A 26079-nucleotide genomic window follows, 5' to 3' on the forward strand; every position below is an offset into this window, starting at 1 on the left:
GCGGTTTCCTCCGGCGTTGCATTTCCGGCTTTTTGGCAGGGAAGCGGTTGGGGCCGCCTCCCTGCCGGTCTGGCATTTCATAGGGATTTGCCGGAGCGGCTGCGTGTACTTCCGGAGAAGCTACAGCCGGCTTGGTATTGGGGGAGTTGGTTGTTGGAAGATGGTCAGGAGAGTTCCGCGTTTCCGGCTCCGGCGTCCGGCAGCGTCTTTAATGCCGCTTTGGCCTGGGTATGGTCCTGGGAGGCCGCCTTTTCCAGCCATTCCCTGGCGGTGGCCAGGTTCTTTTCCACGCCGAAGCCGTGCTGGTAGATGATGCCCAGGTTGTATTGTTCGGAGGCATAGCCGGCTCTGGCTGCCCGAAGGTTCCTGTTCTGCCATTCCCTGGCTTCAGCTTCGGTGAAATCCTGGTTCTTGCAGAATTGTTCCCATGTTTTTCCGAATTTCATGGCAGCCCGCGCAAATCCCATCAGGGCCGCTTTTTTAGTGTGTTCATCCGCCAGGCTCGCGTTCTTTTCCACGCCGGCGGGTCCCAGCCGGTACAGGTAGGCCAGTCCCCAGTATCCGTTGGGGCTGCCCAGGTCCGCGGCTTTCTGGAAGAGCTGGAGCGCGTCCTGATATTTTTTATGGGACATGGCGAACACCGCATTGGCCAGGAAGCGTTCCGCCTTGGTGAATTCGTAAAATTCGGGAATGGCGGCCCATTCGGATTTGAGTTTGTCCCTGTCCTTTTTGGACTTGGGCGGCATGCCGGCAGGAGGGGAAATCCGGAAAACGGGAATGTAGCCGGAGGCCCCCATGTTGGCCAGGCCGGCCATCAGGAAGCAGCCCGGCTGAATGCGCCACATGTGCATGTACAGCACGCGTTCCGCGGGCAGGGACTCCTTCTCAATCCAGTCCGGCAGATTCATGGGCGGGCCATAGAGGCCCGTCAGCCCGTTCAGCATGCGCTTGTACAGGGATTTCAGGCGCGTATCGTATTCGTCCTTGCCTGCCTTGGTGCTGGAGTAAAAGGAGACGGCTCTCAGGCCTCCATCCTTGTTGTACTCAAAATGAAGTGAAAAGAAAAGGCCGCCAATGGGCTTTTTCGTTTTGTAGGCGCCGTTCAATCCAGTGCGGCTCAGGTAGGCGTCCGTTCCCGGACCTTCCAGGGATTTGCAGGCTTTCAGGGAACTCAGAAGCTGGGCTTCCTGCAAGCCTGTTTCCAGAGGGCCGTAAAGCGGCGAGGCGGTACAGCAGGCGGATGCATAAAGCATGGCTGCATAGCGATAGCAATCTATCAATTTCATTGGGGGAATGGGGTAGGGGATGGGGGTCGGTTGTTTCAATAGCGAATTAGGAATCCGGATGAAATGGCCGACAGCGCTAAAATAAGATGAACAATCATTATATTCAAGTATTTATGCTTTATTCTAACAAACATATTTTATCAAGGCTTTCGTCTAGGAAAATACTGGATTGATTTGGAGAAACAGGCTTGATATGAAAAACTAGTATTGACGCCGGATTCCTAATCCGGGGTGTTTAAAGCAGGTTGAAGGATAATATGCAAGAGTATCAGGAGCAATGAAGGAGATAACCGGCTGCGGTTTCCGGACCGGGAAAAGGCAGAGATAAGCATCCGGCGTTCCGCCACGTTTTCCCGGCTTTCAGAACATGGGAATCATTATTATTTTTATTAAAAATCTTTCTAAATATTCCTTCATTTCCGTTTTATGTATCTCGTATGCATGCATTTTGGCGGATTATAAATCCGGCTGTCGGGAAGGAATAATTTTTTTAATAAATAATAGAAACATTATCAATGGTTAATAAGAATATCAGATTTCACGGCCTTTGGATTCCATTGTGATTTTTCCCGTCCTGGATACGATGAAAATCATTTTTTCTCAAAAAATTTGGTTGACGGCGGATTTATAATGCGCGGATGGCCGCATGTAGTTTCAGAGCGTCTGATATTCAATGATTCGTCTGTTTTTTTACGGAAATGTGCGGTTTTGCCGGCGGCACCTTCCAAACAGGGAGTGGGGGAGGCCGCCTCCTCTGTTCGGTTTCCCGTGCAGGAAAAGCCGGGGGGGACATGCCGGAATCTGTCCGGCACGGTTGTTTCTCCTGCTGGGGACGGGGACGGATGACAGCAGCCTGTGACGGTTTCGTTTCCCTCCTCAGCTTGCCTGGGAAGGCCTTTCTGCCCATGGTGCCGGCGCATGAGAATTGATGTGGCAACGGATACGTATGAACCTGACGTGAATGGAGTGGCCCTGACGCTGGAGCGGCTGGTCCGGGGGCTTCGGACGCGGGGGCATCTGGTGCATGTGCTGAGGGCTTCCGGGAGGGACGGAGCTTCCGTTCCCGGAGAGACGGCCATGCCGTCTCTCTCCCTCCCCATGTATCATGAGGTGAAAATAGGGCTGCCTTCCGCAGAAAGGTTCCGCTCCAGATGGATGAAGAAGAGGCCGGATGTGGTTTATGTTGCCACGGAAAGCCCCATGGGGGCCTCCGCCGTGAAGGCCGCTCGCGCTCTGGAGATTCCCGTGGTGATGGGATTCTACACCAATTTTCACCAGTACATGAAGGATTACCATTTCTCCGGGCTGGAAACCGCCGCCGTGAATTACCTGCGCAAGCTCCACAACCGGGCAGGGATGACGGTGGTGCCCACGGAGGAGATGCGCCGCGCGCTGGAGGGGCTGGGATTTGAACGCCTCTCCGTAATGGGGCGCGGGGTGGATGCCGCCTTGTTTGACCCTGCCAGGAGGGATGCCGGCCTGCGCCAGTCATGGGGCGCCTGGCGGGATGAAGTGGTGTTCGGCGTGGTGGGGCGTCTGGCCCGAGAGAAGAACCTGGTGACGGCCCTGGGATTGTACACGCGCCTGCAGCGGGAGTTCCCGGCCTGCGGCATGAAGATGGTCGTGGTGGGGGACGGTCCCATGATGAGCAGCCTGCGCAGTGAGTTTCCGGACGCCGTGTTTTGCGGAATGCGCAGCGGGGAGGACCTCGCGCGCCATTACGCCGCCATGGACGTGCTGCTCTTCGCCAGTGAGACGGAGACCTTCGGGAACGTTCTGCTGGAAGGGATGGCCAGCGGCCTGGCTACGGTCAGCTACCGGTACGCCGCTTCTGCGGATGTGGTGCTGGACGGCATCAACGGCCTTCAGGCGGAGAAGGGGGACGCGGAGGGTTTTTACTCCGCCATGCACCGTCTGCTGGAGGACAGGGGGATGATCCGGAGACTCGGCGAACAGGCCCGCAGGACCGTGCGCGCCAGAGCGTGGGATTCCATCCATGACAGGTTTGAAGAACTGCTGGCCTCCGTGGCGCGGGAGGAGAATGGAACCGGCTACGCCCGCCCCCCGCGGGATGCGGTGCTGGAATGCCGCACGGTCTTTTTGTCAGACCTCCATCTGGGCACGAAGGATTGCAAGGCGGACGAATGCCGGAGGTTCCTGAAGCATGTCCGTGCGGAAAAAATAGTTCTGGTAGGGGATATTGTGGACGCCTGGGCCCTCTCCCGCGGCAGCCGCTGGCGCAGGCGGCATACGCGCCTGATCCGCACCCTGCTGAAAAAGATGGAGCAGGAGGATGTGGAAGTGCTGTACCTGCGCGGGAACCACGACGATATTCTGGAAAAATTCCTTCCCTTTCATCTGGGCGGCCTGAAAATGGCCAGGGAGTGCGTGCACCGGGCGGCGGACGGCAGGCGTTACCTGTGCGTGCACGGAGACGGTTTTGACGCCATCTCCACCAACCACCGGTGGCTGGCGATGCTCGGCTCCCTGGGCTACGACGTTCTGCTGACGGTCAACCGGCTTTACAATAAATACCGCGCCTGGCGGGGCAGGGAATATTATTCCGTCTCCTGCGCCATCAAGAGCCGCGTGAAATCCGCCGTCAATTTCATTGGGAAATATGAGGAGCAGCTCCAGAATCTGGCGGTGAAAAGGCAGTGTGACGGTATCATTGCCGGGCATGTGCATCATCCGGCGGATACCATGGTGGGGGAGGTGCGGTACCTGAATTGCGGGGACTGGGTGGAAACCATGAGCGCGGTGGTGGAATACGGGGACGGCCGCATGGAAACGCTGCTTTACAAGGATTTCATGAAACGCCTGGCTTACGGCAAATGCGGAACCAGAGCGGAAGCTTCCTCCTGCAAGGAAGCTTCGTGACGGGCGCCGGGGATAGGCTGTCCGGGGGGTGTGGGACAAAATGGCCGCGTGTGACATTTTGTCTCTTTTTGGTGTGACAATATGTCCCATTGCTGCTCGGCAGGAAAAAGAGCGGTCGAAATGATGCGATGTTATAATACGATGAATTTATGCTGTTTATGTTTATTTTTCAACAGGGCTTACAAGGCTGGCATGCCATTTGCAGAAAGAGAGGCAAGAACATGAGTTTGCCTGCATGACACTTCAGGTCATGGGGAAATCAAATCTCAACGAAATCCATTTAAAACAATCTAAGATAACGATATGGCTAAAATATTAGGAATCGACTTGGGCACGACCAACTCGTGCATGGCTGTGATGGAAGGCGGTCAGGGTACCGTACTTGAAAACAGCGAAGGTGCGCGCACCACTCCCTCCATTGTTGCCTTCACCAAGAGCGGTGAACGCCTCGTGGGGCAGGCCGCCAAACGTCAGGCGGTGACCAATCCGAAAAACACCGTGTTTTCCTCCAAGCGCCTCATCGGCCGCAAGTACAGCGAGCTGACGGAAGAAGATAAGAAGGTGCCTTATGAAATTGTGGAGGCCCCCAACGGGGACGCCTATATCCGCGTGGACGTAGGCGGGGAAAAGAAGACTTTTTCTCCCCAGGAAATCGCCTCCATGGTCCTGGCCAAGCTGAAGGCCGACGCGGAATCCAAGCTGGGTGAGACGATCACGGAAGCCGTGATTACCGTTCCCGCCTATTTCAATGACGCCCAGCGCAACGCGACCAAGGCCGCCGGTGAAATCGCCGGCTTGAAGGTGCGCCGCATCATCAATGAACCGACGGCTGCTGCCCTGGCTTACGGCCTGGACAAGAAGTCCAATGAAAACATTGCCGTGTACGACCTCGGCGGCGGCACCTTCGATATTTCCGTGCTGGAAATCGGTGACGGCGTGTTTGAAGTGAAGGCTTCCGACGGCGACACCCACCTGGGCGGCGACGACTGGGACAACGCGATCATCACCTGGATCATGGACGAGTTCAAGAAGGACTCCGGCATGGATCTTTCCAACCAGCCGGACGCCATCCAGCGCATCAAGGAAGAAGCTGAAAAGGCCAAGATCGCCCTTTCCTCCACCCAGAGCTATGACATCAGCCTGCCGTTCATCACGGCGGACGCTTCCGGACCCAAGCACATCCAGCTGACGCTGAGCCGTCCCAAGCTGGAACAGCTCACGGAAGACCTGCTGGACCGTACCCGCAAGCCCGTGCTGGACTGCATCGCCGCCTCCGGCCTGAAGACCGGGGACATTGACGAACTGGTGCTGGTGGGCGGCATGACCCGCATGCCCGCCGTGCAGGAAATGGCCCATACGCTGGCCGGCAAGGAACCCCACAAGGGCGTGAACCCGGATGAAGTGGTGGCCGTAGGCGCCGCTATCCAGGGCGGCGTGCTCCAGGGGGACGTCAACGACGTGCTTCTGCTGGACGTGACCCCGCTGACCCTGTCCATTGAAACGATGGGCGGCATCGCTACGCCGATGATCGAGCGCAACACGACCATTCCGGTGCGCAAGAGCCAGGTGTTCTCCACCGCCGCGGACAACCAGCCCGCCGTGGACATCCGCATCTGCCAGGGTGAACGCAAAATGTTTGAGGACAACAAGCTTCTCGGCAACTTCAAGCTGGACGGCATCTCCGCCGCTCCGCGCGGCGTGCCGCAGATTGAAGTGACCTTTGACATTGACGCCAACGGCATTCTGCACGTCTCCGCCAAGGACAAGGGCACCGGCAAGGAACAGAAGATTTCCATCCAGGGCTCCAGCGGCCTTTCCAAGGATGAAATCGAACGCGCCAAGCGTGATGCAGAAGCCCATGCGGAAGAAGACAAGAAGCGCGCCGAGGAAATTGACACCGTCAACCAGGCGGACTCCCTCTGCTTCTCCGTGGAACGCCAGCTCAAGGACATGGGGGACAAGATTCCCGCAGACCTCAAGCGCGAGATCGAAGACAAGGTGATGCACCTCAAGGAAGCCATCTCCAAAAAGGAATACACCGCGATCAAGGCCGGGAAGGAAGACCTGGAATCCCGTCTGGAAGCCCTTTACAAGGCAGCGGAAGCCGCCCAGCAGTCCGCCGGTGCAGCCGGCCCCATGCCGGGAGCCGCTCCGGAGGAAGAAGCTTCCGACGGCCCCCGCAAGGCGAAAGGCCGCGTGGTGGACGCCGAAATCGTCGACGACGACAAATAAGCAACCCCTTCCCGCCGGAGGGGGAGCAACTTCCCCTCCGGCGGAACATTACATCCATATATTCATCTATAACAACACAAAAACAACATACTATGGCAAACATCAAACCCCTAGGACAACGTGTGCTGGTCAAGCGCATTGAAGCTGAAACCAAGACGGCCGGCGGCCTGTTCCTGCCGGACACCGCCAAGGAAAAACCCCAGGAAGCCGAAGTGATCTCCGTAGGCACCGGCGGCCGCGATGACAAGGGCGCCTTGATTGAATTCACCGTGAAGCCGGGCGACCACGTTCTTATTTCCAAGTACGGCGGCACGGAAATCAAGCTGGACGGAGAAGACTACCTCATCCTGTCTGAAAACGACATTCTGGCCATCATTGGCTAAATCACACGACACACTCACTCAACATCATTTTAAAATAACCTGATATTATGGCTAAACAAATCCAATTTGACGAAACCGCCCGCCAGGCTCTGCTCCGCGGCGTGGAACAGATTGCCAAGGCTGTCAAGAGCACGCTGGGGCCTGCCGGCCGCAACGTGGTGATCGACAAGAAATTCGGTTCCCCCCTCATCACCAAGGACGGCGTGACCGTCGCCAAGGAAATCGAACTGGAAGACCCGTTTGAAAACATGGGCGCCCAGCTTGTCCGGGAAGTCTCCTCCAAGACCAACGACGTGGCCGGGGACGGCACCACCACCGCCACCGTGCTGGCTGAAAGCATTTACCGCGAAGGCCTGCGCAACGTCACCGCCGGCGCCAACCCCATCTCCCTCCAGAGGGGCATCATGAAGGCCGCGGACGCCGTGGTGGAAGAACTCAAGAAAATCAGCAAGCCTGTTGACTCCAGCAAGGAAGTGGCCCAGGTTGCCACCGTTTCCGCCAACTGGGACGCCGAAATCGGCCACATCATCGCGGAAGCCATGGACAAGGTGGGCAAGGACGGCACCATTACCGTGGAAGAAGCCAAGGGCATTGAAACCACGCTGGACGTGGTGGAAGGCATGCAGTTCGACAAAGGCTACCTGTCCCCCTACTTCGTGACCAACGCGGAAACGATGGAAGCGGTGCTGGAAAACCCCTACATCCTCATCCACGAAAAGAAGATCAACAACCTGAAGGACTTCCTTCCGCTGCTTGAAAAAGTGGCCAAGAGCGGCCGTCCCTTCCTGGTCATCGCGGAAGACATTGAAGGCGAAGCTCTCGCTACCCTGGTGGTCAACCGCCTGCGCGGCGTGCTGAACATCTGCGCGGTTAAGGCTCCCGGCTTCGGCGACCGCCGCAAGGCCATGATGGAAGACATTGCCATCCTGACCGGCGGCAAGTGCATCACGGAAGACCTGGGCATCAAGCTGGAAAACGTGGGCATTGAAGACCTCGGCCAGGCCAAGCGCGTGGTCGTCTCCAAGGATGAAACCGTCATCGTGGAAGGCGCCGGCAAGTCTGCGGACATTGAAGGCCGCATCTCCCAGATCCGCCACCAGATCAAGGACACCACGTCCGACTACGACCGTGAAAAACTCCAGGAACGCCTGGCCAAGCTGGCCGGCGGCGTGGCCGTCATCCATGTGGGTGCCGCTACGGAAACGGAAATGAAGGAAAAGAAGGCCCGTGTGGACGACGCCCTGCACGCCACCCGCGCTGCGGTGGAAGAAGGCATCGTTCCCGGCGGCGGCGTGGCCCTGATCCGCGCCCAGAAAGCCATTGACACCCTCAAGCTGGAAGGCGACGAGGAAACCGGCGCTCAAATCGTCTATCGTGCGGTGGAAGCTCCGCTCCGCCAACTGGCCAGCAATGCCGGCCGTGAAGGCGCCCTCATCGTCGCCAAGGTGAAGGGGATGAAGAAAGCGGCCGACGGCTACAACGTAGCCACGGACAAATATGAAGACCTGCTCACCGCCGGTGTGGTGGACCCGACCAAGGTAACCCGTTCCGCCCTGCAGAACGCGGCTTCCATCGCCGGCCTGCTGCTTACCACGGAATGCGTCATTGCCGACAAGCCCGAGAAGAAGGGCTGCGGATGCGGCTCCGGCGCTCCCGACATGGGCGGCATGGGAGGAATGGGCGGCATGGGCATGATGTAAGCCCCCGTCCGTTTCTGCGAGACACGGCAATCGACTTCAAGGCTCCCCGGTTTTCCGGGGGGCCTTTTTGTTTTGTATGGAAGGCGGCAGCCGCCACTCCGCGGGAAGGGATTTCAGGAAAATGAGCCGTGGCTGCCGGAGAACCGGAGGAAAACCAGGCTCCGGAAGTACCCGGAAGAAACGGAAGATTTCACGGGAAGCAGGTGTAGCGCTATGGTTTTCATTGAAAATCATATTGTTGCATCAATGTGACGGAATGTTCACGTTTTAAAACGGGCGTGCGGAAGCGGCCTCCTGTAATAGAGGGCCGTTTATTACGCTTATGGACCCAATCTATTACTTCATCATAGGGCTGATTCTGGTGCTCTCCTGCTTTGACCTCGTCGTCGGGGTCTCCAATGACGCCGCCAACTTCCTGAACTCCGCCGTCGGTTCCAAGGCCGCGCCGCGCAGGACGATCATACTGGTGGCCGCCCTGGGCATCATCATCGGCTCCCTGTTCTCCAGCGGCATGATGGAAATCGCCAGAAGCGGCGTATTCATGCCGGCCCAGTTCACCTTCCATGACATCATGCTGATATTCCTGGCGGTGATGCTGACGGACGTGATTCTGCTGGACGTCTTCAACACCTTCGGTCTTCCCACCTCCACCACGGTCTCCATCGTCTTTGAACTGCTGGGCGGCGCCGTGGCGGTTGCCCTGTTCAAAATCTGGTCCGCAGAGCCGGGCGCAGCGCAGGAACTGTCCAGCTACATCAACTCCTCCAAGGCGCTGGCGATCATCTCCGGCATCTTCTCCTCCGTCTTCGTCGCCTTCATTTGCGGGATAACGGTCATGTGGATTTCCCGCCTCATCTTCTCCTTCAACTACAAAAAATCATTCAAATACCTGGGGGCCGTCTGGTGCGGCTTGGCCCTGACGGCCATCACCTACTTCGCCATCTTCAAGGGGCTGAAAGGCAGTACGCTGGTCACCAAGGACATGATCCGCCACCTGGACGCTCACATCTGGCTGTACGTATGCTGCAGCCTGGTATTCTGGACCGTCCTGATGGCCGTTCTCCAGAACATTTGCAAAATCAACATCCTGAAAATATCCGTCCTGGCGGGCACCATGGCCCTGGCGCTCTCCTTTGCCGGAAACGACCTGGTCAACTTCATCGGCGTTTTCATGGCGGGGCAGTCCTCCATGGAGATAGCGTCCGCCGCTGCGGCGCAGGGCGCGGACCTTTCCACCCTCACCATGGGCGGCCTCATGGTCCCCGTCACGGCGGACTGGCGCTACCTGCTGAGCGCGGGCGTCATCATGGTGCTGGCCCTCATGTTCTCCAAAAAGGCGCAGACCGTCACGGATACGGAGGTCAACCTGGCGAGGCAGGGCGGGGGCGTGGAGCGGTTCGGCTCCGTCCCCCCGGCCCGCATGGCCGTGCGCTATGCGTTGAACGCCTCCCGCGCGGTGGAAAAAATCATGCCCGCCTGCGTGGGAAGATTCATTGAAAAACGTTTCCAGCCCGTGCCGGACGGCCCGGATAACGGGGCCTCCTTTGACCTGATCCGCGCTTCCGTGAATTTGACGGTCGCCGCCCTGCTGATCTCCCTGGCTACGTCCCTCCGGCTTCCTCTTTCCACCACGTATGTGACGTTCATGGTGGCGATGGGTTCCTCCCTGGCGGACAAAGCCTGGGGGCGGGACAGCGCCGTGTACCGCATCACGGGGGTGATTACGGTAATTTCCGGGTGGTTCTTTACGGCCTTTGCCGCATTCACCATGTGCTGCATGGTGGCGGCGTGCATCGTTTACGGAGGCCTGTTCGGCATTGTCGCCATGTGTGCCCTGGCAGCCTTCCTGCTGCTGAAAAGCTCTAGGCTCCATAAAAAAAGAACCCAGGCCGCGGCGCTGGCGAAGGTGGCCAATTACCGGGATCCGGCCTGCGCCGCCCGCTACAATGAAGAAATCATTGAGCTGATGAAACGCATGGCGGAAATCTATGAAATGAACCTGGAAGCCCTGAACGTGGAGGACCGGAAGCGGCTGAAAAAGCTCCGGAAGGAAGCTCGCGGCATCCGCCGCTCCCTGAGCGACCGGATGGCGATGGAAGTCATGCCCGTCGTCCGGGAACTCCCGGATGAAGAGGCGGACCGCGGCAAGCGCTACGTGCAGATGGTGGAATACGCCACCTCCGTCTTTGAATCCCTCTCCAACATCACCACGGCCAGCCATGCCTACATAGACAACAATCATGAAGGGCTGGACATGGACAGGATAGAGCACTTGAGGGGGATGAACAACCGCGTTTCCTCCCTGTACCCCCGTTTCCGGGAAATGATGGAAAGCAACGACTATGCCGGGCTGGACCAATGCCTGGCCGGCATGGACGCGCTGGATGAGGAATTTGCAGAGGCGGTCAAGCAGCAGATCATCCTGCGGGCGGAGGACGTATCCGACATGCGGCGGGCGCTCCTCTACCTCAACCTCCTTAATGAAACCCGCACGATGATCCGCAAGGTTCTTCTTTTGGCGAAAATTCAGCGGAAATTTGTTCTTGGCTGGTAAAGGCCTGTAATTCACGGCTGCGCCGGAGGCGGCTGCTTCCGGCGCAGCGGAAGAGGGAGCGGCATTTTCTTATCCGGAAATTCTCCCGGAATACCCGGGAAGCGGGAATGGGGGAAATTTATTTTCCGGAAAGCGAAAGCCTCCGGAATGCTCGTCTTTTTAAAGTGTAAAGAAAAACCGCAAGCATTGAGGAACAATTGCTTGCGGTATAAAAGTGGTACGGGCGATGGGAATCGAACCCACGTCTCAAGCTTGGGAAGCTCGCGTCCTACCATTGAACGACGCCCGCATGAAATGCGGATGCCTATTTAGCGGCAGAAGGCAGGTATGTCAAGACCACAGAAAAATCGTGTCTTCTTTTTTGATATTTTAACACAGAAATGAAAAAAAACTTGTCTTACCCCCGAGGCTTGAACATAATGCCTCTGTTGTGCGGGTATAGCTTAATGGTAAAGCTCCAGCCTTCCAAGCTGATCACACGGGTTCGATTCCCGTTACCCGCTCCATTTTTTCATTAAATTCACCTGCTAGATACTTCCTTTATGAAAGCCAGGTTCATGACAAAGACGGCGCTCAGTGCGCTGGCACTTGCGTTTGCGGGCGCCCTCCCCGGTGTGGCTCAGCAAACTGCTTCTCCGGCAGCCGTTCCGGCTGTTAATAAGGTTAAAGCCTCTGCTGTTGAAAAGGCTTTTATGAATCAAATGGCAGGTGTTGTCCAGGCCAGTCTGAAGGCCGGCGCCCTGGATATGAAAGCCGTGACCGAGATTCTGAACGCCGCCGTCAAGGCCGGCGTGTCTGACCAGGTGATGGGCTCCCTGGTATCCATGGCCGCAGGCGCTTTCCCGGGCAGCGCGCCCGCTGTTGCTTCCGCCGCCGTTAAAAGCTATGGAACCCAGGTAACGGAAGCCAACGTACGCAACGTGATTGCCTCTGCTGTGGCTGTGCAGCCCCACCCGTATGCGTCCGTCTCTCCCATCTCGGAAGCGGTTACGAAAGCTCTGGGCAGCTCCATGGTAGCCAATGCCGTTCCCGGCATTGCCGTGGGCGTGGCGGCCCAGACGCCTGACAATCCTCTGCAAGGGGTGACCACTCAGACCAGCGGTCTGGTGAGGCCTGGTGAGGAAGCATCCGGAGGGGCCCTGGTCCTGCCGGGCGGTCTTCCCGTGGGCGGCTCTGCTACAAGCCCCGCTCCCATCTCCAATCCTGCCGGAAATTAACCCGATCCATTTATCAATAGCATGAAGAGTCCTTTTTTCTCCTTGATGGCTGCCGGCATGCTTGCCGTCCATGCCAACGGGCAGTCCCTGTACACCCTGGCAGGACCGGTCGGTCTGGAAGAATCCCTTCCCCTGAAGTGGACATTCAATCTGGCCGGCGGTTATGACGACAACGTCAACGCTTCCAACTATGACCAGCAGGAAGCCGCTTTCATCAGCACGGACATCGGCGCCTCCCTGGCCAACTACGATTCCGTGACCCAGTACTCCTTCTCCGCCAAGCTTGGGGGTATCTTTTACCTGAAGGACCTTGAGGGAGAGACGAACGAATCACTTTCCAACTCCACGCTCTCCGCCAACCTTTCCCACAGCTTTGACCAGACCCTGCGCTACAACGGCAGCGTGTCCTTTGCGTGGCAGCCGGAACCCAACTATTCCAACGGCATTGCCAACGCCCGCCGGGACGGCGACTACATTTACGTGTACGTCTCCAGCTCCGTGAGCAAGGCATGGACCTCCCGCTACTCCACCACGCTGGGCGCCAACTTCTCCATGATCAACTATCAGGAGGACTCCGCCAAGACGGACAACCGCGACTATGTGGGCATGGACTTCACCAACCGCTACAAGTGGACGGAACGCCTGGCTATTTCCCTGAGCTGGAACGGTTCCTACTGCGACCGCGAATACGGCAACAACGAATTCTCCAACTTCGTCATGGCCGGCGCTGAATACGCTGTGGCTGAAAATACGTCCGCCACGCTCCGCGTAGGTCCCCAGTTCAAATATGTGGAAAGCTACGGTACCAGGACCTATCCTTCCGCAGAATTCGGTTTGAACCACCGCATGAGCGACCGCTTCATGATCGGCACGTTCATCCGCTACTCCAACGAAGCGACGAATACGTACATTCCCTACAGCGGTGCCAGTTACTATTCCAATGAAACGTGGCGCTTCGGCGTGAACAGCACGCTGAAACTGACGCACCGCGCCAGCCTGAACTGCGGCGTAAACCTGATTTCCAGCGAGTACAGCCGCCTGAGCTCCGGCAGCAACAGTGATACGTCTGACCTGACCTTCAATGCTACGGCCGGCATCAAGCTGCTGCTGACTAATGCGCTGGCTCTTACGGCCCAGTACTCCTACACCAACGGTTCCTACGGCGGCTATAACTACCCGATGCCCTCCTACAACCGCAACGTGTTCTCCTTCGGCGTGAATTACAGCTTCTAAGTCTTGACTGACCATTAATGTCCTTACTCCTCTAATTGCGAATGTTCATTCACAATTAGAGGAGTTTTTATCTTACTACCTCACTATCTTTCATGAATGCCCAGGATCAGCAGAACAGTGATCGCATCGTACGCAACATTGACTATTTGCAAGTTTTAAAAAATCGCTGGAAGGAGGTCTTCCTGGTCTTCCTTCTGGTGCTGGTCATTTCCGTGGTAGTGACTTTCCTGATGCCGCCCTCCTACCGGGCGACGAGCCAGTTCCAGATCAAGCTGCCCAAGCCCGTAATGGAAATCGGCCAGGGGGGGGACGTGGTCGCCTCCTCCAACGTGACGGCTAACTACATTCCCATGCAGTATTCCGTGCTGACTTCCACTGAAGTTCTGAAGGTGGTGTCCAGGAAGCTGAATCTTGCCGCGGAATGGGGCATGACGGATGAAATGGCGGCATCCAATCTGGCCGGCATGATCAAGGTGGCTCCCGTGCGTGCGACGGACCTGGTGGACGTCATTGTCTCCGGCCCGGATCCCAAACTGGTGCAGAATATCGCCAAGACGGTTCCCGAGGCTTACAAGCAGGACCGTGAAATGCGTGAAAACCGCCTGGTGGAAACCGCCATCAAAAGTTTGAAGGACGTTCTCCGGGAACAGGAGGATACCGTCAATGAAAAGATGATGTCCCTCAAGAAGCTGATTGCGGAAAGCTCCTACCTTCCCACTACCTGGAGAAACGGTGAAAACCGGAGCACTCTGACGGCCGGCATGGAAGAGGAAGACTTCCGGAACGCCAAATCCCAGGCCATGCAGTTTGAAAAGGATGAAAAGGAACTGGCTTCCTACGTGCAGGAACTGCAGCGTCTGCCTGACGACAAGCTGCTGGATTACGTCATCAGTTCCGACCTGCTGAATGCGGAATCCGTAGGGGCCAAGGCCCTGCGTGAAACCTATGCCGAATTTTCCGACAAGCTCAAGGAGAAGGAAAACCTGAAAGCCCAGAACATCGGGGCCAGGCACCCCAAGATGCTGGCGCTGCTGGAGACGGAAAGGATTCTGGGAGAGAAGCTGAACAAGGAGCTGATCGGGCTGCGCTCCTCCCTGAAAAGCAAGCTGGAAATGGTTTCCGCAAGCCGGAAGCACTGGGAGGCGACCGTCGCTCAAAAGGAGGAAGCTCTCCAGAAGCATGTCCTGCAGGTTCCCATGTATGAACAGGCCAGCCGTGATTATGACGCTGCGCTGGACCAGCTCAAGGACCTGGATTCCCGGTACAAGGATGAAATCGCCCGTCTGCGCGTTCCCCGTGAAGCGATTGAAATGTACCAGCTTCCGACCTATCCTGCCGCTCCCTACAAGCCGAACGTGACCATCAACCTGGCGGTGGGCGCCGGGGCCGGGCTGCTTCTGGGCATCGGGCTGGCCCTGTTGCTGGAATTCATGGACACCTCCGTGAAGACGATGGAGGACGTGGAACGGGCCCTGCAGGTTCCGGTGCTGGGCATTATCCCCAAGAATGTGCCGATCCTTCATTCTTCCGATGTGATGGGCCCGGACGCGGAAGCCTACCGTATTCTGCGAACAAATATAGAATTCAATAAAAAGGGATTGGAGGAAATTTCCCTGACCTTTGTTTCCGGCAGTGCCGGGGAAGGGAAGACCACCACCTTGTGCAACCTGGCCTATATCTGCGCCCAGGGCGGCTATGCCACCCTGATGATTGACGCCGACCTGCGCCGCTCCAAGCTTCACCGGTATTATGAACTGGACAATGAAGTGGGGCTGACCTCCTATCTGCTGGAAGACTACCCGCTGGAGGAAGTGATTTTCCAGACGCCCATTGAAAACCTGTACGTGATGCCTGCGGGCCCCACGCCCTTCGACCCGTCGGGCGCGTTGAATTCCCGCAAATTCAATGAACTGCTCCAGGAAGTGAAGCAGCGCTTTGACATCGTGCTGGTGGACTCCCCGCCCATCCTCGGCGTCAGTGATTCCGCCGTCATCGTGAGTGAGGTGGATATGACGCTCATGGTCGTTCAGCCCCGCAAACTGCCGCTGAAAGCCCTGCTGAGGCAGAAGCAGGTGATTGAATCCGTAGGCGGCAACCTGGCCGGCGTGGTGATGAATAATGTGGACATCACGTCCGATCACCAGTATCAGTATTACACGACTTATTACTCCTATTATTCTGCGGATGGCGGTTCCTCCGGCGAGAATGCGGACGCCTCTTCCATGAAGAAGGCCGAGCGTTCCGGAAAGGCCAAGGAGCTGGCGGCCACCCAGTCCCATGATAGTGAAGATCTGTACTAACCCATTGCTCCATGAAAAAATACATTTGTTCCCTCCTTTGCCTCTTGCTGGGTGCGGCGGGGCTGGCGTCCGCCCAGTCTCCGGACGCCGTGCCTGCGCAGGGCACCATTGAAATTCAGGTGCGCGGCATTCCTGCGGATGACGCTACGGCCATTTCCGGCCAGTATCTGCTGGACGGCAACGGGACGATACGCATGCCCCAGCTTCCGCCGGGCCACGACGTGCTGCGCGTGGTAGGCAAGACGGCGCGCCAGATTGAAGATATGCTGATGGCCGCCTATAAGAAGGCGGAATTGTACACGGCCCCCACCTTTCTGGTGAAGGTGCAGAGTTCGGACGCGCGGCTGACGGAGCACATTGTGCTGGTGAGCGGCGGCGTAGCCATGAAGAAAAACGTCTTGTGGCGGCGCGGCATGACGCTTCTGGAAGCGATTGTGGGCGCGGGCGACATTACGGACTGGGGTTCCCGGTACGTGCAGGTGACGCGCGGCGGAAAAACCGTGACGTACGATTACTTCTCCATCAAGGACAGGGCGATTCCCATTCAGCCCAATGACCGCATCTTCGTTCCCCAGCGCGGGATTTTTGAAGGGCGGCCCGCGAAGCTCCTGCCCTGAAACATTCTTTTTTCATGCCCGGCTTTCCATAGGGAAGCCGGGTTTTTTATTGCCCCGGTTCCCGGAAAATCCATGGAATGCCGGAAAAAACACGTGGGCCGGCGTCCGGGATGGGAACAGGCCGCTGGGGAGATGGAACGCGGAAGGCCTTTCATAAAATTTCCCAGGCCCTTTTCTGGAAATGGGCCGTGCATGCGTGGAACCGTATGGTAGAATCATAGCGGGAAAAAAGTTTTCCCTTGAACCGTACGGCGCCAGTAAAAACGCTAGTGGAAGGGGGTTTTTCCCTGTGCCCGTGAACCTCTGTATTCACCGGAACGGAAGGCCTGCGGGGCGGAAAGAGTTGAGGAACATGCTGTTTCCGCCGGGGGCGTAGGCCCTTTTCCTGTGATTGGCTGATACGGCCTCCGGGCATATATTGCGATGAAATGAGTTCAGTATGAATGTGAAAAACAGAAAAACAAAGAAAAATGTTGAACATTCTTGGACTCAATGCATTTTTGGAATCTTCCAAAAATGTTAGAGTTTCGTGCGGAATGTCTGCATGGAGCTTCGCAATCCCAATGTAAAAACTCATTAACCATGATATACCATTTTAAGAAAACATTCATCGGAGTAGGAGGACGGGAATACATTAACAATCCCAAGCTGAGCTTCCCGGAACATGTGAAAATCCGCCGTCGGGGAACGAATCCCAAATCCGGCCAGCCTTATGCGGAAGCGGGCAGCGCGTTCGTGGAAACGTCCTCCATCGCCTCGCGGCTCTGCTGCAGCGCGTCCGCCGCCCGCCAGTACCTGCACCGTCACGGAGCCCGCTTCCGCGTGGTCCGCAAGGGTACGGGTTCCCTGGCCCTGTACTGGCGGCGTGCGGATGTGGACCGGATTCTCGCCCGGCGGGAGCCTGTACGCCGCCGCGTGCCACCGTGCTACATGGACATGGCTGAGGCTATCAACATGCTGGGGGTGGTGCGCAGCTACATTTACAGGCTCGTGAAAAAGGGGTTGCTGCGCGAATACCGGTGCCGGATGAAGACCGCCCGCGGCCTCCGGGTGCGCTGTTTTTATCACCGGGAGGATCTGGAGCATATCAGGCTGCACGTGCTCCAGAAAAGATGATGGGGCCGGTTTCCGCAGATGCGTTTTTGGCTTGAGCGCGGGCCGGATTGTGTCACGTTATGGGCATGATAGCTTTTCTGCGCGGCACGGTAGCGGAATCATATCCCCAGCGGTTGATTCTGGATGTTCATGGCGTGGGGTATGAGGTGATTGTGCCCCTCTCCACCTTTGACAGGCTGAACCCTCTTCCCGGCAGGGAGCTGACGCTGAAAACCTACCTGCATGTCCGGGAGAACATGCAGGTGCTCTACGGCTTTGCCACGGATGCGGAGCGGGACATTTTCCTGCTGCTGATCGACCGCGTTTCAGGCATCGGCCCTGCCACGGCCATCGCCATTCTTGGTTCCCTGTCCGTGGAGCAGTTCAAGCAGGCGGTGGTGAGCGGGGACGTTTCCGGCATTGCGCGGGCCAAGGGCGTGGGCAAGAAGACGGCGGAACGCATTGTCCTGGAGCTGAAGGACAAGGTGGGACTGGCCGCTACGTGGGAGGCCCAGGCGCAGGGCGCCACCTCCCAGGCAGCGGGGGATGCGGAGCTGGCGTTGATTGCGCTCGGGTTCAAGCAGGTGGAGTCCCGCAAGGCGATCGCCGCCCACCTGAAAGACCATCCGGACGCGGATGCGGACGAACTGATCCGCGCCGCCCTGCGCTCCATGAACTGACCGTCTTCCCCACCCGGGGACCGGCTCTGCAAGCATTTGACTTCCATGCGGGAGCATGCCCGCGGGCAGGGCTTCCTGCGGTCTGCGCAGGCGCGGGAGCATACTGCCATGATGGGGGAACAATAGTGTTGACGGCTGGTTGAATCGTTTTTAAACTTACGGCGTCCATGGTACTTAAATAAGTCCGGGACTAGTAATTAATCAAATCTGAAGCCCTCAATCTTATGGCCAAATATGCTATTAACGGTTTTGGACGTATTGGTCGCAACGTACTGCGCGCCATGTCCAAGGAAGAACGCAACAAGGTTGTTGCCATCAATGACCTGACCCCCATTGAAATGATCGCCCACCTGCTCAAGTATGACTCCACGCAGGGCAAGTTTGACGGTGAAATTTCCATTGATGGAGAATATCTGGTCGTTGACGGTCACAAGATCCTCATCACCGTGGAACGCGACCCCGCCAACCTTCCCTGGAAGAAGCTGGGCGTAGACGTCGTTCTGGAATCCACCGGCCTGTTCACCAAGCGTGACGCCGCCAAGAAGCACCTTGAAGCCGGCGCCAAGAAGGTGCTCATTTCCGCTCCCTCCCCGGATCCTGACCTGACCTTCGTTCTGGGCATCAACGACAGCGAATACGATCCTGCCAAGCACGACATCGTTTCCAACGCTTCCTGCACCACCAACTGCCTCGCTCCCATGGTGAAGGTGCTGGACGACAAGTTCGGCATTGAAAAGGGCATGATGAGCACGATTCACTCCTACACGAACGACCAGCGCATCCTGGACCTTCCCCACTCCGATCCCCGCCGCGCCCGCGCCGCCGCGATCAACATCATCCCGACGACCACCGGCGCCGCCAAGGCCATCGGCGAAGTGATGCCGAACCTGAAGGGCTCCCTGAACGGCGCTTCCTTCCGCGTGCCGACCCCGACCGGTTCCCTGACCGACTTCGTGGCCGTTCTCAAGAAGAACGTGACCGTGGAAGAAGTGAACGCCGCCATGAAGGAAGCCGCTGAAGGCCCGCTGAAGGGCATTCTGGATTACTCTGAAGAAGCCCTCGTTCTCCAGGACATCGTTTCCGACCCCCACTCCTGCATCTTTGACTCCGGCTTCACGTATGTGGTCGGCGGCAACCTGGTGAAGGTCTGCGGCTGGTACGACAACGAATGGGGCTACTCCAACCGCGCCGCTGAAGCCATGAAGAAGCTGGGCGACAGCGTGAGCTGCGGCTGCTCCTGCGGCAAGTAAGTTCTTCCGAACAACGCTTGCTCTTCAGTTGCACGACAAGTCTTGCCGGTTGCCTGCTTCAACCTTCCGGTTCCTGAACCGGGTTTGTCCAGGCGGCCGGGGATTTATCCGGGAGGGCAGAAATGCCCTCCCTTTTTTATTCCATTGAACCAAACAATATAAACCGATATGGCTAAACTTACTGTACGTGACCTTGATGCCAAGGGAAAGGAAGTCCTGATGCGCGTGGATTTCAACGTCCCCCTCAAGGATGGGGAAATTACCAATGACGCCCGCATCGTGGCCGCCCTCCCCACCATCAAGTTCCTGCTGGACCAGGGCGCCCGCCTTGTCCTCACCTCCCATCTGGGCCGTCCCAAGAACGAACCCGATCCCGCTTTTTCCCTGAAGCCCGTTGCCGTCCGCCTTTCCGAACTGCTCGGCAAGGAAGTGAAATTCGTTCCCGCCGCCATCGGCCCGGAATCGGAAGCCGCCCGCGCCGCCATGAAGGACGGCGACGTGGTCCTGCTGGAAAACGTCCGCTTCTATCCCGGTGAAAAGAAGAACGATCCGGAATTTGCCAAGGCTCTTCTGGGCAATGCCACGCTGTTCGTGAACGACGCGTTCGGCACCGCCCACCGCGCCCACGCTTCCACGGAAGGGGTGACGCATTTTGCGGAAAAGAGCGCCATGGGCTTCCTGATCGAACGCGAACTGGAATACCTGGAAGGCAAGCTGGAAAACCCGGAAAAGCCCTTCGTGGTAATCATGGGCGGCGCCAAGGTGTCCGACAAGATTGAAGTGCTTTCCAAGCTGATGGAAAAGGCTGATACGTTCCTGATCGGGGGCGCCATGGCCAACACGTTCCTGGCGGCTGAAGGGTATGACCTGGGCGCTTCCAAGATTGAAGGCGACAAGCTGGATCTGGCCCGTGAAATCCTGGCGGAAGCCAAGGCCAAGGGCGTGAAATTCCTGCTTCCTGCGGACGTGCGCGTAGCCATGAAGTTTGAAGACGGCGCTGAAACCTTCTGCACGGCTCCCTTCGCGGAAGGCGGCAAGGTGCCGGAAGGCGGCATGGCCATCGACATCGGCGACAAGGCTATTGAAGAATTCTCCGCCATCATCAAGGACGCCAAGACCGTTCTGTGGAACGGCCCGATGGGCGTGTTTGAAATGGACTGCTTTGCCAAGGGCACCAAGGAAATTGCGGAAGCCCTGGCGGATTCCTCCGCCATCTCCATCGTGGGCGGCGGCGATTCCGTGACGGCGGCCAAGAAGTTCAAGGTCCAGGACAAGCTTTCCTTCTGCTCTACGGGCGGCGGCGCTTCCCTGGAACTGCTGGAAGGCAAGGTGCTCCCCGGCGTGGGCGCCCTGACGGACAAGTGCGGCTGCTGCTGCCAGAAGTAGCCCGTTAACAGGCTGTGGAGCGTTTTTCCGCCTGGCAGCCTTGAATCAATCCCTTCATTCCCCGTTCCCGTCTCCGGGTGCGGGGAATTTTTTGCCTGCCGGCTGCCGCGGGTAAAGGCGGGGCAGTCCCTTTTTGGGCTTGCTCTGCGTGCGGCTCCGGCTAGGCTGATGATGTATGAAGATGCTGCGTTGCCTTCCGGCTGTTTTTCTGTGGTGCTCTCCCGTGCTTGCGGCGCACTCCCCCGGTGCGGAAAAAGAGGAGCGGGGTGCGTACCCCGCAAAGTACATGCTGCTGGAATCATCCTCCCGCGACCGGCAGAGCCTGTCCACGCCCGTGGCCTCCTATGTGGACGGGGAAGGCAGGGAAGTGGCGCTCATCGGAGCCATTCATGTGGCGGAGGCGGCCTACTATGCGCGCCTGAACAAGCTGTTCAGCGGGTATGATGTGGTGCTGTTTGAAATGATTGGCGGAGAGGGGTTGCAGCGGGAGCAGGAACTGCGCCGCAAGCTGGACCGCAGCAAGCCGCTGGGCGGCCTGACGCTGGAAGAGGCGCGTGAATGGAACCGGATCGTGGAATGGAGGAGAAAAAGCGCTGAGGAGGAAAAATCCTTCCTGCTGGGGCTGCTGGGCAGCGTTTATCAGAAATTGAGTGATACGGTGGGCTTGCAGACCCAGTACCAGAGCATTGACTATTCCGCGCCCCGTTTTGTCCATGCGGACATGACGCTGGAGGAGTTCCGGCTGGCACAGGCCAGGAAGGGGGAAAGCTTTGCCGGACTGATGCTCAAATCCTTTTTGTCTTCCCTGGTGGAGAAGCCCCGCGCGTACCAGCCTAATGAATTCGGCCTGATGCTGGATTTGCTTTCCGGAAATAAAAAGGGGCTGAAAAATGAACTGATGCGCATTTTTGCCAATGCCCCGGAGGACCTGGAGAATACCGTGATTCTGGAAGGGCGGAATGCCAAATGCATGGAAGTGTTTGACCAGTGGGGTGGCCGGAACGTGCGCAAAATAGGCATCTTTTACGGGGCGGCCCACCTCCCCGGCTTGCACCGGGAACTGGTGAAGCGCGGCTCCCGCCTCCGGAACGTTCAGTGGCTCCCGGCGTGGAGCACTCTGAAGGAAGTAGAAGAAGCCTCCGGGAAATCCAGCACGGATTGACCTTTTTTCGGTTTCCTCGTGGTTTTCAGCTTCTATATGTAAAGTAAGATTTTCAATTAATTTGTCCGAGCGCTGACTCAAAAGGAAATAAGTTGAGAAATTCGTTATAGGAAACAATTCACGAAATCTGAGAAGATGACAGATTTTTTATAGCTGTTGAGAAAGTCATTGAAGGTTTACCATAAATCACAAATATACAATGGAGAGGATATCTTTCACTTTTTGAGAACGTGTGAATAATTATGATAATTTTGTGAAAGACATTTTTTGACTTCACATTTTAAACGTGATGCGTATCCTAAGGGTCAAGTACTATTACAGACTTTGAGAGAACATCATCAATGATATTCGATAGAATCAAAATGAATAAGAATGTACAACAGAAAGACTCACTCCTTTGGGAGTTGGATTCTTGTGAATTTATTTTTAAGGATACAGAGAGGCCTTTACCAGCGGAAGAGTTATCTAAAGTTATTGATGGTTTTTGCAAAGCTTTGGATTTTAGTGTAACTGCCGATTTACTCATTGATGCCTATAGAGCCGTTGGAAGGACTGTATCTCGTGTAGTGTTTTATTTCTCTCATGATTTGAAACTTATTTCTTATAAAGTAATTTAAGAAAAGGTGGAGAGATTTCTATGGCTTCAAAGGAAAACTTTTTCCAATTTATAGAAGAGCGAAAACTCAGTGCTATAAGTTGTTTTTTTGCGTCTGTTGCTTCTACATTACTCGCTATCGCAGATAAATTTTCTACTGCGATTTCAATTTTAGCTGGTGTTTGTTTTCTTTGTATGCTCATTAATTTGATTTGTGAATGGAGAAAATCAAATGATACCTTGAATGAATTTGAGAAATTGGATAAAGAGTTTTTACTTTACCAGAAACACACTAATTATATCTGCGACTTCATTAGAAGATTTTGGTACGATCATATAATACCATTAAATTCTATAAAACTAAACAAATCTTTAATAGAAAGATACGAAGAGTTATTGAGAAAAGCCCTGCATTCTCTTACAGAATTGTATTGTGATAAAAATGAGAATTATGAGATTTCTAATGGAGTTCAAGAAAGATTTTCTTTTTATATAAAATTAAAAGATGATGGAGAATTAAAAAATAAATATAAATGTTTGGCTAGAGGTTCTTATGATGAAAAGCTCAAAAAAGAACATCTTAAAACCTATGAAAAAGGGATTCAGTCAAAAACCGAAGAGCATCCCTTTGTGCTGAGGCCGAAAAATCAAATGATTAAGAAATATAATCTTGAATTATGGGATGAAAAAACAAACACAGATCGTCTATGTGAACTATTTAAACAATCCGGGCTGTCTTGTTCTCCATATACCAAAGATTTCTCTCCTAATGCCGACGAATTAAACAAAATTTATCTCCCAGAAAACTGTGAGGAACTTTTAAAATCAAGAAATTTGGATTACTATCTTTATCATTATAAAGAATTGGATCATCATCCTCGTGATGTAGCCAGTATGAAATTAAGAAGTACAGTGTATATAGCCCATCGCTTGAAACAAACTATAAAGCAAAAGTCTTGGTTTGGTGCTATTGTATATGAAAGTACTCATACTTCATCATTGAAAAGAATAGATACAACACAATTGCAGCAAGATATGGAGAATTTTTCTAATATATTCTCTCCATTTTTGGCACTTTTCCGTTATCATATAGATAATGTTCAGCCATCTATTGTAGTTGGACAAGCCACGAATGAATCTCCTTTAGATGAAAAGGAACAATTATTGCTTAAAAATAGAGTTAAAAAAAACTCTCAAAGACGTTCTTTAGGTGATCTATTGCTTATTAAGCATCGGAATTAACTATACAATTCCCAATAGGAAAGGTTGTTACTGAGTATCGTTTAGTCGCCGGAAGGCGCGGGAACCAGGCGGGCAATGCCGCCGCCCTTGACGCGCATGGTGAAGGAAAGGGTGCTTCCGGAATGGAGTTCCCGGTTTTCCACCTTCCAGCCGTCGTTCTTTTCCGGCAGGTCGCGGAGGATGGTGGCCCGGTACGCGGTGTTCCTGTTCAGGAAGTCCAGGGGAATGGAAACGGTGCGTTCCCGTCCGTCCCCGTTCATCAGGGCAATGTACCACTGGTCCCCGGAACGCCGGGCAAAGGCGGCGCATTCCCCGATGGCGGACGGCGGCAGGACGATAGTCTCATCCCATACGGAGGGAATGTTCCGGACGGCTTCCCGTTCCGGGGAGCCTTTCGGGAAGGCGGCTTCCATGTCTGCGGGGTTGGATACCCAGTGGAGAACGGGGGACGTATAAATGATATTGGCCGCCATCTGGAGGGGCCAGGAAGAGCCGCGCAGCTTGGGCCCGTGGCCGAAGTAGCCGCCAGTGAAATCAGCGTGGCCGGAGACCAGCCGGGTGAAGGGCAGTGCGCAGTAGTGCCGTCCGCCGATGGCGGCCCAGATGTTCTGTTCCCCGCCGTAGATGCCTTCCCGGCTCATTTCATGCGGCCAGGAGCGTTCTTCCCCCGTGGGGGTATTGGCGCCGTGAAAGTTGACCATGAGCTTGTTTTTAGCCAGGTTTTCCGCGACGGCGTCATAAAAGGCCAGGCGTTCCCGGGAGGCGGAATCCATGAAGTCTATCTTGATTCCCTTGATGCCCGTTTTGGCAAGGCTTCTGAAAAAGCTGCGCATGCTTTCCCAGTCGTTGGCGGGGTTGTTGACGTCTGACCAGCGCACCCATACCCAGATGCCTACTTGTTTGCCGGCGGCGTAGCTGGCCAGTTGAGCCACCTTGTCCATGCTTTCCGGCACGGTTTTGCCCCATTTCTTCCATCCTTCGTCAACGAGGTGGTATTCCCAGCCGAATTCGGAGGCCATGTCGACAAAGGCGTACTGGTCCTCTTCACGGACGTTTCCGCGGTCCCACCAGGTCCAGGTGGAGCGGCCCGGCTTGATCCAGGGCGTTTTGGCTCCTTCCGGAAAAAGGTTCCTGTCCGGTTCCGGAGCCAGGGAAGGGATGACGTCGTTCCGGACCAGGCCGTTGAGGTCGTCGTTCACCAGGATGACCCGCCAGGGCATCTCTGCGGAAGAGGGGGCGGAAAAGCCTTCCGGGTCCTGGAAATATACCGTCCTGCATGCGCCGTCCTGAAGGGAGAATTTAATGCCGCTCCACTGCCTGTTGAAATTGGCGGCTTCCTGGATGAGGGCGAAGCCTCCGCCCGGCAGTTCCGCCGCAATCGGCATGGTGCGGACATGGCTGCGGGGATTGCCGGGGTCTTTCTTGAAATCGGCTATTCTGGAAGGAGACCAGACTCCCTCGCAGGGACCCAGTGCGGAAGCGGCGTCCTGGGTCCACAGGACGGCTTTTTCCGGGAAGGCGAACGACGTTTTTTCTTCCCCGATGTTCAGCACGGGCGCTTTTTGCACGTCTTCCGTCCACTCGTAGCGGAAGGCGACTCCGTTGTTGAAAACGCGGGCGCGGAGGCGGAGGCCGGAATTATCCCCGGAAACCACGTATTCGTTAAAATGGACGGAAGCGGAGGGGTATTTGCCGCGCGTTTCAAAGGTGTCGCGGATGTTGTCCTTCACTTTTTCCACGCTCCATCCCGTAATGCCTCCGGCAAGGTCCTTGCCGTTCACCACGATGCCCAGGCCGGAGGGCTCCAGAACCGTCCTGTTTCCCTTTTTCAGGGAATGGGCGGTCCGGTTATCCGCGTGGAGCATCCAGGACAGACGGCCGTCCGGGGATTGCAGAGAGGCATGCAATTCTCCCGCCTGTCCGGAACCGGGCAGGAGGCATCCTGCCATATTGCTGAAAATAATGAGAGATTTTACAATCATATCTTTGTCAGAATACGTCCATCTTGGCCCGTTTATTGCAAAAGTATGTTTTGGAAGGGCGGCAACCAGCGCATCTACTTTCCGGAATGGGGGAAAAGGCCCTCCCTGCGTGAATGCCGGGTGGTTCTCCGTTAAATCCGTGGAAGCCGTGAGCTGTTCATGAAGATGAAAAATGGCGGATGTCTTGTTTCCCGTGCAAGAGGTTATGGAGAAATAACCAACCCGGTGAGCGGCAAAAGAATAATCTTTACAAATTAGATGGAAAAGATAAAAGTAATTTCCTGA

The 26079-nt window shown here is 55.9% G+C and carries 18 protein-coding genes and 2 tRNA genes; 17 read left to right on the forward strand and 3 right to left on the reverse strand.

Translation table 11 applies throughout. The features are described 5' to 3' along the window. Positions 1-164: 164 nt before the first annotated feature. Complete coding sequence (locus tag J5W70_RS07585; RefSeq protein ID WP_022396244.1) at positions 165-1286, reverse strand: tetratricopeptide repeat protein; 1122 nt, start codon at positions 1284-1286, stop codon at positions 165-167. A gap of 918 nt (positions 1287-2204) precedes the next feature. Between J5W70_RS07585 and J5W70_RS07590 the strand changes: the two genes are divergently transcribed. The 5 genes from J5W70_RS07590 to J5W70_RS07610 all read left to right on the forward strand — a co-directional run bounded on the left by J5W70_RS07590 (position 2205) and on the right by J5W70_RS07610 (position 11035). Continuing rightward, entirely contained in the window at positions 2205-4166 is a 1962-nt protein-coding gene (locus tag J5W70_RS07590) for a glycosyltransferase (protein ID WP_022396243.1), read from the forward strand. A 303-nt stretch (positions 4167-4469) separates the two neighbouring features. After that, positions 4470-6398, forward strand: coding sequence for a molecular chaperone DnaK (gene dnaK, locus J5W70_RS07595; protein ID WP_022396242.1), 1929 nt, complete (start codon positions 4470-4472; stop codon positions 6396-6398). A 92-nt stretch (positions 6399-6490) separates the two neighbouring features. Next, positions 6491-6781, forward strand: coding sequence for a co-chaperone GroES (groES, locus tag J5W70_RS07600; RefSeq protein WP_022396241.1), 291 nt, complete (start codon positions 6491-6493; stop codon positions 6779-6781). A 44-nt stretch (positions 6782-6825) separates the two neighbouring features. Then, complete coding sequence (gene groL / locus J5W70_RS07605; RefSeq protein WP_102722434.1) at positions 6826-8481, forward strand: chaperonin GroEL; 1656 nt, start codon at positions 6826-6828, stop codon at positions 8479-8481. 322 nt (positions 8482-8803) lie between these two features. Further along, complete coding sequence (locus J5W70_RS07610) at positions 8804-11035, forward strand: inorganic phosphate transporter (protein WP_022396239.1); 2232 nt, start codon at positions 8804-8806, stop codon at positions 11033-11035. Between the two features lie 215 nt (positions 11036-11250). Here the strand turns inward: J5W70_RS07610 and J5W70_RS07615 are convergent. Further along, positions 11251-11324: transfer RNA gene (locus J5W70_RS07615), tRNA-Gly, on the reverse strand. 143 nt (positions 11325-11467) lie between these two features. On the opposite strand from J5W70_RS07615, the gene J5W70_RS07620 reads away from it, so the two are divergent. The 12 genes from J5W70_RS07620 to J5W70_RS07675 all read left to right on the forward strand — a co-directional run bounded on the left by J5W70_RS07620 (position 11468) and on the right by J5W70_RS07675 (position 23812). After that, positions 11468-11541, forward strand: a tRNA-Gly gene (locus tag J5W70_RS07620). A gap of 186 nt (positions 11542-11727) precedes the next feature. After that, positions 11728-12252, forward strand: a complete 525-nt coding sequence (locus J5W70_RS07625; protein ID WP_146019308.1) for a hypothetical protein — start codon at positions 11728-11730, stop codon at positions 12250-12252. A gap of 21 nt (positions 12253-12273) precedes the next feature. Next, on the forward strand, positions 12274-13485 hold the full coding sequence (locus J5W70_RS07630) for a hypothetical protein (RefSeq protein ID WP_215841902.1): 1212 nt from the start codon (positions 12274-12276) through the stop codon (positions 13483-13485). A gap of 92 nt (positions 13486-13577) precedes the next feature. Next, positions 13578-15785: a polysaccharide biosynthesis tyrosine autokinase gene (locus J5W70_RS07635; RefSeq protein ID WP_102722429.1), complete on the forward strand. Its 2208-nt coding sequence runs from the start codon at positions 13578-13580 to the stop codon at positions 15783-15785. Positions 15786-15796: 11 nt separating this feature from the next. Next, complete coding sequence (locus J5W70_RS07640) at positions 15797-16402, forward strand: polysaccharide biosynthesis/export family protein (RefSeq protein WP_022396234.1); 606 nt, start codon at positions 15797-15799, stop codon at positions 16400-16402. Between the two features lie 582 nt (positions 16403-16984). Further along, entirely contained in the window at positions 16985-17518 is a 534-nt protein-coding gene (locus tag J5W70_RS07645; protein ID WP_022396233.1) for a MerR family transcriptional regulator, read from the forward strand. Positions 17519-17583: 65 nt separating this feature from the next. Next, positions 17584-18177, forward strand: coding sequence for a Holliday junction branch migration protein RuvA (gene ruvA, locus J5W70_RS07650; RefSeq protein WP_102714792.1), 594 nt, complete (start codon positions 17584-17586; stop codon positions 18175-18177). A 224-nt stretch (positions 18178-18401) separates the two neighbouring features. After that, a complete protein-coding gene (gene gap, locus J5W70_RS07655) occupies positions 18402-19427 on the forward strand; it encodes a type I glyceraldehyde-3-phosphate dehydrogenase (protein ID WP_022396231.1) in 1026 nt (341 codons plus the stop codon). Between the two features lie 168 nt (positions 19428-19595). After that, a complete protein-coding gene (locus J5W70_RS07660; protein WP_022396230.1) occupies positions 19596-20813 on the forward strand; it encodes a phosphoglycerate kinase in 1218 nt (405 codons plus the stop codon). A 286-nt stretch (positions 20814-21099) separates the two neighbouring features. Then, positions 21100-21975 (forward strand): hypothetical protein, encoded by an 876-nt coding sequence (locus J5W70_RS07665; RefSeq protein WP_215837023.1) that lies wholly within the window; start codon positions 21100-21102, stop codon positions 21973-21975. A 362-nt stretch (positions 21976-22337) separates the two neighbouring features. Next, the gene (locus tag J5W70_RS07670; protein WP_215832692.1) at positions 22338-22592 is read left to right on the forward strand and encodes a hypothetical protein; all 255 of its coding nucleotides are present in this window, start codon (positions 22338-22340) and stop codon (positions 22590-22592) included. A gap of 20 nt (positions 22593-22612) precedes the next feature. Beyond that, positions 22613-23812 (forward strand): hypothetical protein, encoded by a 1200-nt coding sequence (locus tag J5W70_RS07675; RefSeq protein ID WP_022396228.1) that lies wholly within the window; start codon positions 22613-22615, stop codon positions 23810-23812. Positions 23813-23853: 41 nt separating this feature from the next. On the opposite strand, the gene J5W70_RS07680 is transcribed toward J5W70_RS07675, so the two are convergent. Continuing rightward, positions 23854-25794, reverse strand: a complete 1941-nt coding sequence (locus J5W70_RS07680) for a glycoside hydrolase family 97 protein (RefSeq protein WP_022396227.1) — start codon at positions 25792-25794, stop codon at positions 23854-23856. Positions 25795-26079 lie beyond the last annotated feature (285 nt).

The sequence above is a fragment of the Akkermansia massiliensis genome (assembly GCF_018847375.1).
Lineage (GTDB): Bacteria > Verrucomicrobiota > Verrucomicrobiia > Verrucomicrobiales > Akkermansiaceae > Akkermansia > Akkermansia massiliensis.